The following is a 13,770-nucleotide window of genomic DNA, read 5'->3' on the forward strand; positions in this document are numbered from 1 at the left end:
ACCACCGCAACTAAGCTCCCACCGAATGAAACGACCCCTGCTTTTCAGCGGCGAAGCACCTGCCGGAAAAACGCGCGCTCGCCTTCATTCGCAAGCAAACCGAGCGCCTCCTCGGGATCGGCCCAATGCGCCGTATGAAACGGCTCCGGCGGGAGGCCGCGCTTCAAAACCGGGCGCGCCAGCCAGATCGAACACAGCTTCTCCGCCCAGAACTCGTATTCGGGCATGTAGGTGAAACGCCGATAGGCCCCAACGCGGCGCAACCCGGTGATCGCCCAACCGGTCTCTTCGAAGACCTCACGGTGCAGCGCTTCGATCGGCCCCTCGCCCGGATCGATCCCGCCGCCCGGCAATTGAAACTCCGGCACGGGATGGGACTGATGGGTCAGAAGCACCCTGCCGTCGCGGATCAGGATCGCGTAGGCACCGGGGCGCAAACGATACCGCTGACCGGATTTCACCCGCTCTCCGAACCTCGCGATCATGTGCTCTCCCTTGGGTCTGCGGTTGCCGCGCCTATATTGGGGCTGTATGGCAGGCTCCGCGCTGCCCGAAAACCCCTCTGAGCCTCTCAGGAGCACCATGTCCAAGTTATCCCAAATCGCATGGGACGATACAGTTCTGCCGTTTCAGCTCGACCGCTCTGACATCCGCGGCCGGGTTGCCCGCCTCGACGGCGTGCTAGACACCGTCCTGTCGCAACATGATTACCCCCGCGCGGTCGAAATGCTGGTGGCCGAAGCCGCCCTTCTGACCGCGCTGATCGGCCAGACTGTCAAACTGCGCTGGAAGCTGTCGCTGCAAATCCGCGGCAACGGCCCGATCCGCATCATCGCCACCGACTACTACGCCCCCGAGAAGGAGGGCGCGCCCGCCCGCATCCGCGCATGGGCGAGCTTCGATGACGAGAAGCTCGATCCCAAGGCCGACCCGTTCGAACAGATCGGGCAGGGCTATTTCGCGATCCTGATCGATCAGGGCAAAGGCACGACCCCCTATCAGGGTATCACGCCGCTGACCGAGGGCTCGCTGCGCGCCTGCGCCGAGGCGTATTTCGCGCAATCCGAGCAGCTGCCCACGCGGTTCTCGCTGTCCTTCGGGCGCTCGATCCTGCCCGGTCAGGGCGAAAGCTGGCGCGCGGGCGGCGTGATGCTGCAGCATATGCCCCCAGCCTCGCCCTTCGCCGCCCAGGAAGGCTCGGGCGATCAGGGCCTGCTGACCGCCGACGACATCCTCGATGGCGAGGAAGGCGAGAACTGGGCCCGCGCCAATATCCTGCTCGACACGGTCGAGGATATGGAGCTGATCGGCCCGACCGTGCAGCCGACCGAGTTGCTGGTGCGCCTGTTCCACGAAGAGCGGCCGCGCGTCTTTGATCCGCAGCGGGTGGAGTTCGGCTGCACCTGTTCGGCCGATCGCGTGCGTCAGTCGCTCTCGATCTACTCGGCGCGCGACATCGCGCATATGACCACCGATGAGGGTACGGTCACCGCGGACTGCCAGTTCTGCGGCGCACATTACATTTTCGATCCGCTGACGCTTGGCTTCGAGGCGCAGAAGAACCCCGACGGGTCGCTGCGCGAAGCGGGAGGCGAGGGAACGAATGAGTGATCCGCTCGCCCCGGTTCTGGACGCCTTGGCGCGACCGGGGCGGCCCTCTTCGGATTACGATCTGAACCCGGAAGTGATCCTGCCCGAGGGACGCAAGCTGCGGCCCGCGGGCGTTCTCGTCGCCTTCGATACGTTCGGGCCGGAGCCGCGTCTGCATCTGACGAAGCGCAGCTCGCATCTGCGCCACCATCCCGGCCAGATCGCCTTTCCCGGCGGCAAGGTGGATCCCGATGACGAAGGCCCGGTCGGCGCGGCGCTGCGCGAGGCGCAGGAAGAGATCGGCCTGCCTCTTGACCATGTCGAGGTGCTGGGCACGTTCGCTCCCCATGAGACGGTGACGTCCTTTCTGGTGACGCCGGTGCTCGCACGCATCCATACCCCGTTCGAGGTCATCCCCGAAGCGGGCGAAGTGGCCGAGGCGTTCACCGTGCCGCTGTCGCATATCACGCCCGAGAATTTCCGCGTCGAGTCGCGCCGGTGGCGCGGCACACGGCGCAGCTATTTCGTGGCGCCTTACGGGCCCTATTACATCTGGGGCGCCACCGCGCGTATATTGCGCTCATTGGCGGACCGGATGGCGGGATGAGACTGACCGGAGACTGGATCGAGGCAGAACCGACCCAACGTGTGCTGAAGATGCTCGAAGAGGGCGGGCATCAGGCGCTTCTGGTGGGCGGCTGCGTGCGCAACAGCGCCTTGGGCGCGCCGGTCAACGATATCGACATCGCCAGCGATGCGCGGCCCGAACGGGTGATCGAACTTGCGAAGGCGGCCGGGCTGAAGCCGGTGCCGACCGGGGTCGATCATGGCACGGTCACGGTGGTCGCCGACGGGCATCCGCATGAGGTCACCACCTTCCGCCGCGATGTGGAGACGCATGGGCGGCACGCCACGGTCGCGTTTTCCGACGACATCGCAGAGGACGCGGCGCGGCGCGATTTCACGATGAACGCGCTTTATGCGCGCTCAGACGGCACGGTTCTCGACCCGCTCGGCACGGGGCTGGAGGATCTGGCGGCGCGTCATGTGCGCTTCGTCGGCGAGGCCGAAGAACGTATCCGCGAGGATTACCTGCGTATCCTGCGCTTCTTCCGCTTTACCGCGTGGCATGGGCACGATCTCGACCCTGACGGGCTGGCCGCCTGTGCCGCGAATACCGCTGGAATAGAGACGCTTTCGCGCGAACGCCTTGGCGGCGAGATGCTCAAATTGCTGGCCGCATCCGATCCCGTTCACGCTGTGGCGGCGATGGCGCAATGCGGGGTTCTCACGGCCGTGCTGCCCGGCGCGGACGCGACCGCACTCGGGCCGCTCGTGCATCTCGAAGATCGCCCAGCGGATCCGATCCGCAGGCTGGCAGCGATTGGCGGCGAGGACGTGGCCGAGCGGCTGCGTCTGTCGAAGAAGGACACACGGCAGCTCGAGGCCCTGCGCGCCTCGCTGTCCGACAGCGACGACCCGGCTGTCCTCGGCTATCGGCTCGGCGCCCACACTGGGGCCGATGCGTTTTTGCTGCGCCAAGCGCTGATGGGGCAGGAAATGCCGGAGGGCTGGAAAAGCAGGGTCAATTTCGGCGCAAAACAGCAATTTCCGGTGCAAGCGCGGGATCTGATGCCCCGCTATGAGGGTAAGGCTTTGGGGGATACGCTGAAGACGCTCGAGGCGCGCTGGATCGACTCCGGTTTCACGCTGACGCGCGAGGATTTGCTCGCCGCGCTTTGAACCGCGCCGCAATCGACTATATCGGGAGAGGAAAGAGAGACCCATGTTCGATCCCTTCTCCCCCGCCGAAGGCGCCCCGCCGCGCCAGCTTGGCGCCTTCTTCCGCTGGTGCCTCAAGGGCAGCTGGGGCGCGATTGCCGTGGCCAGCTTCGGCACGACCATCGCCGGCGTGATGGAAGTCGTCTCGGCCTGGCTTCTGGGACAGGTGATCGACGCTGCACTGAACAGCGAACGGGCCGCAGTGATCGGGGCAAATGTCGGGCTTCTCGTTCTGTTCGTCGCGTTCTTCCTGCTGATCCGCCCTCTGACCTTCGGCATCAGTTCTGCCACCAACAACCTGCTGATCAGCCCCAACGTGATGCCGCTCGTGCTTTCGCGGCTGCATCGCTGGACGATGGGCCAGTCGGTCACCTTCTTCGACAACGACTTCGCCGGCCGCATCGCGCAAAAGCAGATGCAGACCGCCCGTGCGGTAACCGACACGGTCACCGAGATCATCAACACCGGCCTCTTCGCGCTGGCCTCGATCGTCGGCTCGCTGATCGTTCTGGCCCAGATCGACCGCTGGGGGGCCGTGGGCCTCGTATTCTGGACCTTCGGGCTCTACCTGATCATCCGCCTCTTCCTGCCGCATATCCGCGGACGCTCGCGTGAGCGGGCGTCCGCCCGGGCGATGGTGACGGGGCAGGTCGTCGACACGGTCACCAATATCAAGACGGTGAAGCTGTTCGCCCATGCCGAGCACGAGGATCGCGCGGCGCTAGAGGCAATGCAGAAGTTCCGCCAGAAAACCTATTCCTTCGGCATGGTTCAGAGCCTCTATCGCGTGGTGCAGATGGCCTATGCAGGGATCGTTCCGGTGATGCTGGTCGGCGGCGCGATCTGGCTCTGGTCGCAGGGCGAGGCGACTGCGGGGGCCATCGCGACCTCAGGCGCCATCGCGATCCGGCTGTCGCAGATGTCGGGCTGGGTGAGCCAGGCGTTGATGTCCGTCTGGACCCATATCGGCGAGGCCGAAGACGGGATGCGGACGCTTGCCCATATGCATGACCTGACCGACGCGCCCGATGCCCGGACGTTGCGCCATGTCGAAGGCGAGATCCAGTTCGAAAATGTCGACTTCGCCTACGGCCGTCGCAGCGGCGGGATCGCGGATATCAACCTGACCATCGCGGATGGCGAGCGGATCGGGATCGTCGGGGCCTCGGGTGCAGGGAAATCGACGCTCGTTGCGTTGCTGCTAAGGCTCTATGACGCTGAAAAAGGGTCTATTCGGATCGACGGGCAAGATATTCGCGAGGTCACGCAGGAAAGCCTGCGCCGCAATATCGCGATGGTCACGCAGGAAACCGCGATGTTCAATCGCTCGGCGCGGGAGAACATCCTTTACGGCAAGCCCGACGCGACCGAGGAGGAGATGATCGCCGCCGCGAAACAGGCCGAGGCGGATCACTTCATCCGCGGCCTCGCCGATCACGAAGGCAATCGTGGCTACGACGCCAAGCTGGGCGAGCGTGGGGTGAAGCTGTCGGGCGGGCAGCGCCAGCGGATCGCCCTTGCGCGCGCCTTCCTGAAGAACGCGCCGATCCTTGTGCTGGACGAGGCGACCTCGGCACTCGACTCGGAAGTCGAGGCGCAAATCCAAACCGCCCTTCACCGGGTCATGGCGGGCAAGACCGTTCTGGCGATCGCGCACCGCCTCAGCACCATCGCCGAGATGGACCGGATCGTCGTGCTGGAGGAAGGGCGGATCGTCGAACAGGGCAGCCATGACGAATTGCTGGCGATGAACGGCCTCTACGCGCGCTACTGGGCGCGTCAGTCCGGGGGCTTCCTGACCTGCGACGACGCGGAGGATGCGGCGGAATAGGGTCTTTTCTGACCGACGCCACGCCGCTAGAGAATGCGCATGACCTATGAAATCGAGCGACTGTCCCTGCATGCCGACGGCGTGACCCATGGCCCCGAGGGGACCGTGCATGTCGCCATGGCGCTTCCCGGCGAAGTGGTCGAGGGCGAGGTGATCGACGGCCGCATCGCTCAGCCGAAGATCGTGACGCCCTCGCCCGATCGCGTCAAAGCGCCCTGCCCGCATTACCGCTCCTGCGGGGCCTGCTCGATGCAGCACGCGTCGGAGGCGTTCACCGCAGAATGGAAAATGGACGTGGTACGTCAGGCGCTGACCGCGCGCGACCTGCCCGTGCCGGAGATGACCATCGCGACCTCGCCGCTGAATTCCCGCAGGCGGGCGACGCTGTCGGGGCGGCGCACCAAGAAAGGCACGCTGGTCGGCTTTCACGCCCGCGCCTCGGACACGGTCGTCGAGATTCCGAACTGCCTGATTCTGCGGCCCGAACTGCTGGCCGCGATACCGATGCTGCACGAGGCGACCGCGATCGCAGGCTCGCGCAAAGGCGAGATCGCTTTCACGCTGACTCTTTCGGAGGCAGGTCTGGAACTCGCGGCACAGGGCGGTAAAGACCCTGATACGGCCCAATTCGAGGATTTGTCGGGGCTGGCGCATCGCCACGATCTCGCACGGCTCAGCTGGAACGGGCAGATCATCGCGGGGCGGCGACCGGCGATCCAGCAATTCGGCAAAGCCAAGGTCGTGCCGCCGCCGGGTGCTTTCCTGCAAGCCACCCATCACGGCGAAGCGGTGCTGACCGCCTTCGCCAAGGCGGCGACTGGCGATGCGAAAAAGGTGGCCGATCTCTTCGCGGGCTGCGGGACGTTCTCTCTGCCGCTGGCCGAGCTTGCCGAAGTGCATGCGGTCGAAGGAGTCGCAGCGATGACCGAAGCGCTCGATCAGGGCTGGCGTCAGTCGCAGGGCCTGCACCGGGTCTCCACCGAGGCGCGCGACCTGTTCCGCCGACCGCTTCTGCCGGACGAACTGGCGAAGTTCGACGCGGTGTTGATCGATCCGCCGCGGGCGGGCGCGCAGGCCCAGATCGCCGAGATCGCGACCTCGAAGCTCAAGCGCCTCGTCCATGTCTCCTGCAATCCTGTGACCTTCGCGCGCGACGCCGAGACGCTGATCGCGGCGGGCTTCACGCTCGATAAACTACTGGTCGTGGATCAGTTCCGGTTTTCCGCTCATGTGGAGCTCGCGGCGCTTTTCACCCGCTAGATGCGAGGCCGAAAATCGGTTAGAAATGTGGCAAAACAGCAGCTTTCGAATACAGGCCGAACATGAATCGTCGAACCCTCCTCTTGGGCGGATGCGCCCTCGCAACGCTGGCCGCCTGCGGCGATTCCAGCAAATTCAAATCCTATAACGGCCCCGCCGTGACCCAGATCCAGCTCTTCAAGTCGCAGCGGATGATGTACCTGCTGCATGGCGACAAGGTGCTGGAAAGCTACAAGGTCGGCCTTGGCGGTGATCCTGTCGGACCGAAGCAATTCGAGGGTGACGGCAAGACGCCGGAAGGGCTCTATTACATCAACCGGCGCAATCCGAATTCTGCCTATTACCTGTCGATCGGCATCAGCTATCCGAACCCGCAGCAGGTGGCCTTCGCGGAGTCGCAGGGCAAGAAGCCGGGTGGCGACATCTTCATCCATGGCCGCGACGGCAAGAACAAGGGCAAGGGCCGAGACTGGACCGCTGGCTGCATTGCGGTGAAGGACAAGGAAATCCGCGACATCTACGCGATGGTCCGCGACGGAACGCCGATCTTCATCTTCCCCTGATTGCCCCCCGAAAATTACAAAGGGCCCCGCATGGGGCCCTTTTTTGCTTGCGGCGGGTCTTCGGCTCAGTTGCCGGTGACCATCGTCCACCAGATCTTGCCGGAGGGCTCCTGATACCACGAGAAGCCCATCTGGGTCGCCGCCGGGTTCAGGATCACGTCGCGCGTATCGGCGACCTTCATCCAAGCCGCGAGGGTCTCCATCTCGGTTTCGTAGGTCTCGGAGATATTCTCGCCCAGCACCTGCCCCGGATAGCCAGCACGCTGTGCCCGGGTCAGCGGCGAGGAGCCGTCTGAACCCCAGTGCCACGGGCGGTTCTGCGCGGCCATGTCCTTGGAATGCGCGAGTGCCGCCGTCGTCAGTGCGTCATTCAGCACCAGCGGCGCGGCCCCGCGCGCCGAGCGCAGGCTGTTCACAGATTCCAGCACACGCTGCGGGATCACCGAGCGGTCACTCGCGGTGATGTTGTAGACTTTCGGCAGCGGCAGGCCATCGGGGCCAAGCTTCGGCTGCGTGTCGGTCGGCTGGCAAGCTGCCAGAGCCACAGTCGCAGAGATCGCAAATACGGTAGCGCGCAACATCTTTGGTCAGTCCCTCGTTAAACCGTCAATCCGCATTACACGCTTGTACTCAGCCGCGCAAACCCCTCTGTCGATTTGCGGGCCGATCCCCGCCAGTTTGATTTGCCGCGGCCGTGCGATCACATTATATTTATCGCAATCATCCCCGTCGCGAACCCGGAGCCTGAGATGTCCCACACGCGCAAGCCCTTCGACCGCCGCGCCTTTCTCGGCGCCGCCGCCTGCCTTGGTGCGGGGCTCGCGCTGCCCGCCGGGGCGCAGACGCCCGATGCCGGGCAGGAGCAGTTTGAGACCACGGCCTTCACCAACCAGCGGCGCAATATCTCGAGCTTCCAGAACCGCAACTGGCAGTCCTATTTCTCGAATTTGCGCAACGGCGCGATCCTCGTCGACACCCATTCGCGGGCGCTGCATTACTGGTCGGAGGATCGCTCGATCTACCGGCTCTACCCGACCTCGGTGCCGGTCTCCGAGGAACTCACCCGGCGCGGCCGCACCGAGGTGATCCGCAAGGTGAAGGGGCCGAGCTGGGCGCCGACGCCTTCGATGAAGAAGCGCAATCCGGAATGGCCCGATTACGTGCCACCGGGTCCGGACAATCCGCTGGGCACCCACGCGCTTTACCTATCGTGGCGCTATTACCGCATCCACGGCACCCATGACACGCGCAAGATCGGCCGGAAAAGCTCGAACGGCTGCATCGGGCTTTACAACGAACATATCCAGGAGCTGTTCGGCTTCGCGAAGATCGGAACGCAGGTGCTGCTGATCTGAGGCGCGCCGCTCGACCGACACGGAAAACCCCCGGCTCCGCGTAGGACCGGGGGCTATTCAATCTGCGTAGCGGTCAGTCGTGTCCACCCTCGGCGTGGGCGTGGTCGGACGCGCCGCCCGAGCCATCGCCCGAAGCATCGCTGGCTCCCGAACCGCCCGACAAGCCGTCGAGCTTGCCACGGGCGCTTTGCACCATGACGCCCAGCATCTCGTCTTCGCCGGGAGTGTCGACCGATTGCACGAGGTTTTCCTCGTGATTTTGGGAGTAAATCACGTCGTCTTCCGTCGCCCACGGATTTGCATGGCCGGCCCAGGACGCGCCAGCATGGAGAGCCGCCAGAGCGGCCAGTCCGATAGTCTTGATCATTCTCGTTCCTTTCTGCTCTGCGCGTCCCGATCGTTGCCGGTCCGCAGGATGCGCCTTCACGGCGATCCCTTTCCCCTACGTCAGGAATATATAGGAAGAGAGCCCCACTAATCTGTGAGACAGGTCGTCGCAGATTGCGAAAGTCGTATCAGTCCAGCCAACCGGCGAGGTTTTCCTGCACGACGTCCATCAGCGCCTTGATGTGCAGATCGTCGTCGTTGAGGCAGGGGACATAGGTGAATTTCTCGCCGCCTGCATGCTCGAACGCCTCGCGGATTTCGCCGTTGATCTCCTCGAGCGTCTCGATGCAATCCGCGCTGAAGGCGGGCGAGATCACCGCGATATTCTTCTTCCCGGCCTTCGCCAGTTCCGCCACATGCTCGACGGTGTAGGGCTTGAGCCATTCCTCGGGACCGAAGACCGACTGGAAGGTGGTGTCGATTCCGTCCTTGTCCCAGCCGAGCCGTTCGCGCAGCAGGCGCGAGGTCTTTTGGCACTGACAGTGGTAGGGGTCGCCCTCCATCAGGTAGCGCTTGGGCATCCCGTGATAGGACGCGACCAGCACGTCGGGCTTTTCGTCCAGCGTCGCATAGACCCGCTCCACCGATTGCGCGAGAGCGTCGATATAGGAGGGTCTGTCGAAATATTCAGGCGCGACGCGGGCGGCGGGCTGGCGCTTCTGTTTCATCAGCGCGCGGAAGAACTGGTCGTTCGCGGTGGCCGAGGTTGCCCCTGCATATTGCGGATAAAGCGGCAGGAACAGGATCTTCTCGCAGCCTTGCTCGACCATCTTGTCGACCACCGACTGGGTCGAGGGGTTGCCGTAGCGCATGCAGTAATCGACGACGACTTCCTGCCCGTAGCGCGCCGAGACCGCATCGCGCAGCTTTGCGACCTGCTGCTTGGTAATCGTCATCAGCGGGCTTTCGTCGGCCTCGTTGTTCCAGATCGTTTTGTAGTTCGCGCCGGAGGTGAAAGGCCGCCGCGACAGGATGATCAGCTGCAGCAGCGGCTGCCACTTCCATGCCGGATAATCGATCACACGCCGGTCCGAGAGGAACTCGTTCAGGTAGCGGCGCATCGACCAGTAATCGGTATTGTCCGGGGTTCCGAGGTTGGCGACGAGCAGACCGATCTTCGCTTCCTTGACGGGCGGATGATCGGCGGGGGCGTGGGCAAGGCGCGGATTTGCGGCGTTGGTCATCGTGTCACTGTCCTGTCGTCAATTATCGCGGAACTTCCACCCGACTTAACGGGTTTCCCGATCTGTGCCAATGCGGCCTATTCAACCGGGACAGGATCACTTACGGTCTTCACATGGCAATGGATGACATGACCGGGAAAAAACCGGCACCGCCCGCGCTCGACCCGTCACGGGACGCGCTGTTCCTCGATTTCGACGGATGTCTCGTGGATATCGCGCCGCGCCCGGACGCGGTGATCGTGCCGAGCGATCTGCCCGGCATCCTGACCGAGCTGTCAGAGGCGCTCGACGGCGCGCTCGCGGTCGTCTCGGGGCGGTCGCTGCACGAACTGGAACGGTTTCTCGAGGGCTTCGAAGGCCTGATGGTCGGATCGCACGGCTCGGAGGCGCGCGGGATGGAGCCGCCGATGGCCGAGGCGCCGCAGCATCTGGGCGCGGTGAAAGAGGATCTGGCGGGCTTCGCGCAGGAGCATGATCTCATCTTCGAGGACAAGAGCCACGGCGCCGCGATCCATTTCCGCTTCAACCCCGCCAAGCAGGGTCAGGTCGAAGCCTTCACCGAGGCGCTGACCGAGCGCTATGACGGCTTCATGATCCAGCCCGCGAAGATGGCCGTCGAAATCCGCCCCCAGGGGTTTTCGAAGGACGGCGCCTTGGCGATCCTGTCCGACCTCGCGCAGTTCGACGGGCGCAAGCCGGTCTATGCGGGCGACGACACGACGGACGAGCCCGCACTGGCCTGGGCCGAGGAACATGGCGGCTTCGGAATCAAGGTCGGCGACGGAGAGAGCGTCGCACGCTATCACCTCGCCGCACCGACGAATGTGCGCGACTGGCTGGCCGCCGCGTTGCGCGTTGAATGAGGAACGTCACATGGGTCGCCTGATCTGCATCTCGAACCGTATTCCGACCGGGGCCAATCCTTCGGGCGGGCTGGTCGTGGCGCTTGGCGACGTGCTGGAGGAGACCGGCGGCATCTGGATCGGCACCTCCGGCGAAATCGCGGAGAAACCCGCCGCGGAGCTACGCGAGATCGAGGGCGGGCCGTTCAGGCGCTACTGCTTCGATCTGACCCAGGAAGAGCAGGACAACTATTACGCGGGCTATTCCAATTCGGTCCTTTGGCCGCTGTTCCACGGGCGCGCCGATCTGATGGATATCCACCACCTCTATCTGGGCGTCTACAAGCAGGTGAATCGGCGGATCGCGAAGCTCGTGGCGCCGTTTCTCAAGCCCGACGACAGGATCTGGGTGCAGGATTACCACCTGCTGCCGCTGGCCTACGAGCTGCGCCTGATGGGCGCGACCAACCCGATCGGTTTCTTCCTTCACACGCCCTTCCCCGGGCCGACCGCGATGCAGGCGCTGCCCAACGGGCGCGAAGTCTGCCAGTGGATCGCGAATTACGACCTCGTGGGGCTGCAGGCAGAGCGCGACGTGCGGGCCTGCCTCCACTCGATGATCGAGATCGCCGGGGCTTCCGATCTGGGCGCGGGCTATGTGCATCTCTCGCCGCGCCAATGTCGGATCGCCGCCTTCCCGATTTCGATTGATGCGCGGGAATTCCAGGACCTGGCAGAGGCCGAGTTCGAGAACCTCCCCGCCGGGATCGTGAAGGATCATCGCCGGCTGGTGATAGGCGTCGACCGGCTGGATTATTCCAAGGGCGTTCCGCACCGCTTCCGCGCCTTCGGCGAATTTCTGGAGCGGCACGAGGATTGGCATCGCCACGTCTCGCTGCTGCAGATCTCACCGCCGACCCGCGAGGGCGTGCAGGCCTATGACGATATCCGCGAAGAGACCGAGCATCTCTCGGGCCGCATCAACGGCCAATTCGCAGACATCCAGTGGGTCCCGATCCGCTTTATCAACCGGGCGGTGCCGCGCGAGGTTCTGGCGGGGCTCTATCGCGCCTCGCATGTCGCGCTGGTGACGCCGCTGATGGACGGGATGAACCTCGTCGCGAAGGAGTTCATCGCAGCACAGAACCCCGACGATCCCGGCGTGCTGATGCTGTCGCAATTTGCCGGCGCGGCCGAGCAGATGGACGCGGCGCTGATGGTGAACCCGCACGACCCGGAACAGGTCGCGACCTCGATGCTGACCGCGCTGATGATGTCGCGCGGCGAGCGGCGGGAACGCTACCGGTCGCTGATGGAAGGGCTGACCACTTATGACGTGCATTGGTGGTCGAAGTCCTTCCTCGACGCGCTAGGCTGAGCCGGGCTTGTCGCCGCTCGGCCGCTCGGTCGTGCCAAGCGCATCTGCGAGCCGCTGCGCCGCCGATCCCGGGCGCAACGGTTTTTGCTGATCGGGATGCGGCTTCCAGCCGGTGAGCCAGACCATGTCGAAGGTCGCGCGCACCCGGCCATCGGGCTCCTGATAGGTCTCGATATAAAGACGCAACGCCTCGGTCAGCACATCGCGGCGCAGGAAGCGGCGATCACGGGCGGCGAGCGCATTGGTCTCGCCCATCGCGCGCAGGTCCGAAAGAAGGCGCAGCGGCGTCTCGTAGGTCACCTTGCGCGTCACCGCATCGGCGACCGGCAGCGCCAACCCGGCTCGCTGGATCAGCGCGCCGAGATCGCGGATTTCGCCCATCGGCACGATCCGCGGGCTCAAGCCTCCGGTGATCGTGGCTTCGGCCTGCGCCAGCGCCGCGCGCAGCTCGTTGAGCGTCTGGCCGCCGAACATCACGCCGATGAACAGCCCGTCGGGTTTCAGCGCACGCGACGCCTGCACCAGCTGTCCGACCGGATCGTTCGCCCAATGCAGACACAGCGCGTGAACCACGAGATCATGCGCGCCTTCCTCGAGATCGAGCACATCCGTATCGGCCACCACCTTCGCGTCGGGAAGGATTTCGAGCCAAGGTTCGGGAAAAGCGGAGATCAGGGCCGGCTCCGTAAAGGTCCTGTTAACCTCTAGCAGCCTTTCCTCGATCTCAGCCGCCGCGTCCTCGTGCAGGAACAGTTCGGGCGCGCGGGCGGCGCGTTTCCTGTGGCGCTCGAGCGCCTCGCGGTCGGTCAGAAGGGGCGGCGTATCCATGGCAGATACCCTTAACGAGGTTCGGGGCCGGATGCTAGCGGCGGGACGTCTGGGATTGCGCACCCTCTTCCCGCCGCGCTGCATCGCCTGCGGCGACGCGGTGGGCACCGATTTTGGCCTCTGTAGCGCCTGCTGGTCGGATGCCACTTTCGCGCGCGGCACGGTCTGCGACGCCTGCGGTACGCCCCTGCCCGGAGAAAGCGAGACCGCCATCCTTTGCGACGACTGCCTCACCCATCCGCGCCCATGGGCGCAGGGCCGCACGGTGATGCATTACTCTGGCACCGGGCGCGATCTGGTACTGGCGCTGAAACATGGCGACCGGCTCGATCTGGTGCCGCCGCTGACCGACTGGATGGCACGCGCCGCCGCGCCGCTTCTGACACCCGACACGCTGATCGCGCCGATCCCGCTGCATCGGCTGCGACTGCTGCGACGACGCTACAACCAAGCGGCGGAACTCGCGCGCGCGCTGGCCCGGCGCACCGGGCACGCCTATTGCGCCGATCTCTTCAACCGCACCCGCGCCACCGCGAGCCAGAAAGGGAAAAGCCGCGAGGAGCGCCGCACCAATCTCGACGGTGCGATCACCGTCGCGCCGCGCCGCGCCGCGCTGCTGCAGGGGCGCCCGCTTCTCATCGTCGATGACGTGATGACTTCGGGGGCCACGCTTTCCGCTGCGACGGAGGCAGCGCAAAATGCCGGGGCAGAGCGGATCTGCGCTGTGACACTGGCACGCGTTGCGAAGGCGCCCTAAATCCCTATAGTCT

General features: G+C 64.8%; 15 protein-coding genes. 10 read left to right on the forward strand and 5 right to left on the reverse strand.

The window, feature by feature from the left end; translation table 11 throughout:
- Nucleotides 1-44: 44 nt before the first annotated feature.
- On the reverse strand, nt 45-485 hold the full coding sequence (locus B6V72_RS09965) for an NUDIX hydrolase (RefSeq protein WP_088735467.1): 441 nt from the start codon (nt 483-485) through the stop codon (nt 45-47).
- A gap of 97 nt (nt 486-582) precedes the next feature.
- On the opposite strand from B6V72_RS09965, the gene B6V72_RS09970 reads away from it, so the two are divergent.
- The 6 genes from B6V72_RS09970 to B6V72_RS09995 all read left to right on the forward strand — a co-directional run bounded on the left by B6V72_RS09970 (nt 583) and on the right by B6V72_RS09995 (nt 7,026).
- A complete protein-coding gene (locus tag B6V72_RS09970) occupies nt 583-1,611 on the forward strand; it encodes an Hsp33 family molecular chaperone HslO (protein ID WP_075775217.1) in 1,029 nt (342 codons plus the stop codon).
- Nucleotides 1,604-2,197, forward strand: a complete 594-nt coding sequence (locus tag B6V72_RS09975; protein ID WP_088723181.1) for a CoA pyrophosphatase — start codon at nt 1,604-1,606, stop codon at nt 2,195-2,197. Before B6V72_RS09970 ends, B6V72_RS09975 begins: the two co-directional genes overlap by 8 nt.
- Entirely contained in the window at nt 2,194-3,333 is a 1,140-nt protein-coding gene (locus B6V72_RS09980) for a CCA tRNA nucleotidyltransferase (RefSeq protein ID WP_088735468.1), read from the forward strand. The genes B6V72_RS09975 and B6V72_RS09980 overlap by 4 nt, the downstream gene beginning before the upstream one ends.
- Nucleotides 3,334-3,376: 43 nt before the next feature.
- Complete coding sequence (locus B6V72_RS09985; protein ID WP_075775214.1) at nt 3,377-5,203, forward strand: ABC transporter ATP-binding protein; 1,827 nt, start codon at nt 3,377-3,379, stop codon at nt 5,201-5,203.
- Between the two features lie 39 nt (nt 5,204-5,242).
- Nucleotides 5,243-6,463 (forward strand): class I SAM-dependent RNA methyltransferase, encoded by a 1,221-nt coding sequence (locus B6V72_RS09990; RefSeq protein ID WP_088735469.1) that lies wholly within the window; start codon nt 5,243-5,245, stop codon nt 6,461-6,463.
- 62 nt (nt 6,464-6,525) lie between these two features.
- Nucleotides 6,526-7,026, forward strand: a complete 501-nt coding sequence (locus tag B6V72_RS09995; RefSeq protein ID WP_075775212.1) for a L,D-transpeptidase family protein — start codon at nt 6,526-6,528, stop codon at nt 7,024-7,026.
- 65 nt (nt 7,027-7,091) lie between these two features.
- Here the strand turns inward: B6V72_RS09995 and B6V72_RS10000 are convergent, their stop codons facing one another.
- The gene (locus tag B6V72_RS10000) at nt 7,092-7,607 is read right to left on the reverse strand and encodes a CAP domain-containing protein (RefSeq protein WP_075775211.1); all 516 of its coding nucleotides are present in this window, start codon (nt 7,605-7,607) and stop codon (nt 7,092-7,094) included.
- A gap of 168 nt (nt 7,608-7,775) precedes the next feature.
- Here B6V72_RS10000 and B6V72_RS10005 point away from each other — a divergent pair, with 168 nt between their 5' ends.
- Complete coding sequence (locus B6V72_RS10005; protein WP_088735470.1) at nt 7,776-8,381, forward strand: L,D-transpeptidase; 606 nt, start codon at nt 7,776-7,778, stop codon at nt 8,379-8,381.
- 73 nt (nt 8,382-8,454) lie between these two features.
- On the opposite strand, the gene B6V72_RS10010 is transcribed toward B6V72_RS10005, so the two are convergent.
- Both B6V72_RS10010 and hemH read right to left on the reverse strand, forming a co-directional pair.
- Nucleotides 8,455-8,748, reverse strand: coding sequence for a hypothetical protein (locus B6V72_RS10010; protein WP_088735471.1), 294 nt, complete (start codon nt 8,746-8,748; stop codon nt 8,455-8,457).
- Nucleotides 8,749-8,896: 148 nt separating this feature from the next.
- The gene (gene hemH / locus B6V72_RS10015) at nt 8,897-9,952 is read right to left on the reverse strand and encodes a ferrochelatase (protein WP_075775208.1); all 1,056 of its coding nucleotides are present in this window, start codon (nt 9,950-9,952) and stop codon (nt 8,897-8,899) included.
- A gap of 113 nt (nt 9,953-10,065) precedes the next feature.
- On the opposite strand from hemH, the gene otsB reads away from it, so the two are divergent.
- Both otsB and B6V72_RS10025 read left to right on the forward strand, forming a co-directional pair.
- Nucleotides 10,066-10,815 (forward strand): trehalose-phosphatase, encoded by a 750-nt coding sequence (gene otsB, locus B6V72_RS10020; RefSeq protein ID WP_088735472.1) that lies wholly within the window; start codon nt 10,066-10,068, stop codon nt 10,813-10,815.
- A gap of 10 nt (nt 10,816-10,825) precedes the next feature.
- Complete coding sequence (locus B6V72_RS10025) at nt 10,826-12,172, forward strand: trehalose-6-phosphate synthase (protein WP_075775207.1); 1,347 nt, start codon at nt 10,826-10,828, stop codon at nt 12,170-12,172.
- Here the strand turns inward: B6V72_RS10025 and B6V72_RS10030 are convergent.
- Entirely contained in the window at nt 12,164-13,000 is an 837-nt protein-coding gene (locus tag B6V72_RS10030; protein WP_088725252.1) for a methyltransferase domain-containing protein, read from the reverse strand. The genes B6V72_RS10025 and B6V72_RS10030 overlap by 9 nt on opposite strands.
- Here B6V72_RS10030 and B6V72_RS10035 point away from each other — a divergent pair.
- Nucleotides 12,999-13,757, forward strand: a complete 759-nt coding sequence (locus tag B6V72_RS10035) for a ComF family protein (RefSeq protein ID WP_240497712.1) — start codon at nt 12,999-13,001, stop codon at nt 13,755-13,757. The genes B6V72_RS10030 and B6V72_RS10035 overlap by 2 nt on opposite strands.
- Nucleotides 13,758-13,770: the final 13 nt, after the last annotated feature.

The organism is Thioclava sp. F34-6 (genome assembly GCF_002213235.1).
In the GTDB taxonomy this organism is placed as follows: domain Bacteria; phylum Pseudomonadota; class Alphaproteobacteria; order Rhodobacterales; family Rhodobacteraceae; genus Thioclava; species Thioclava nitratireducens.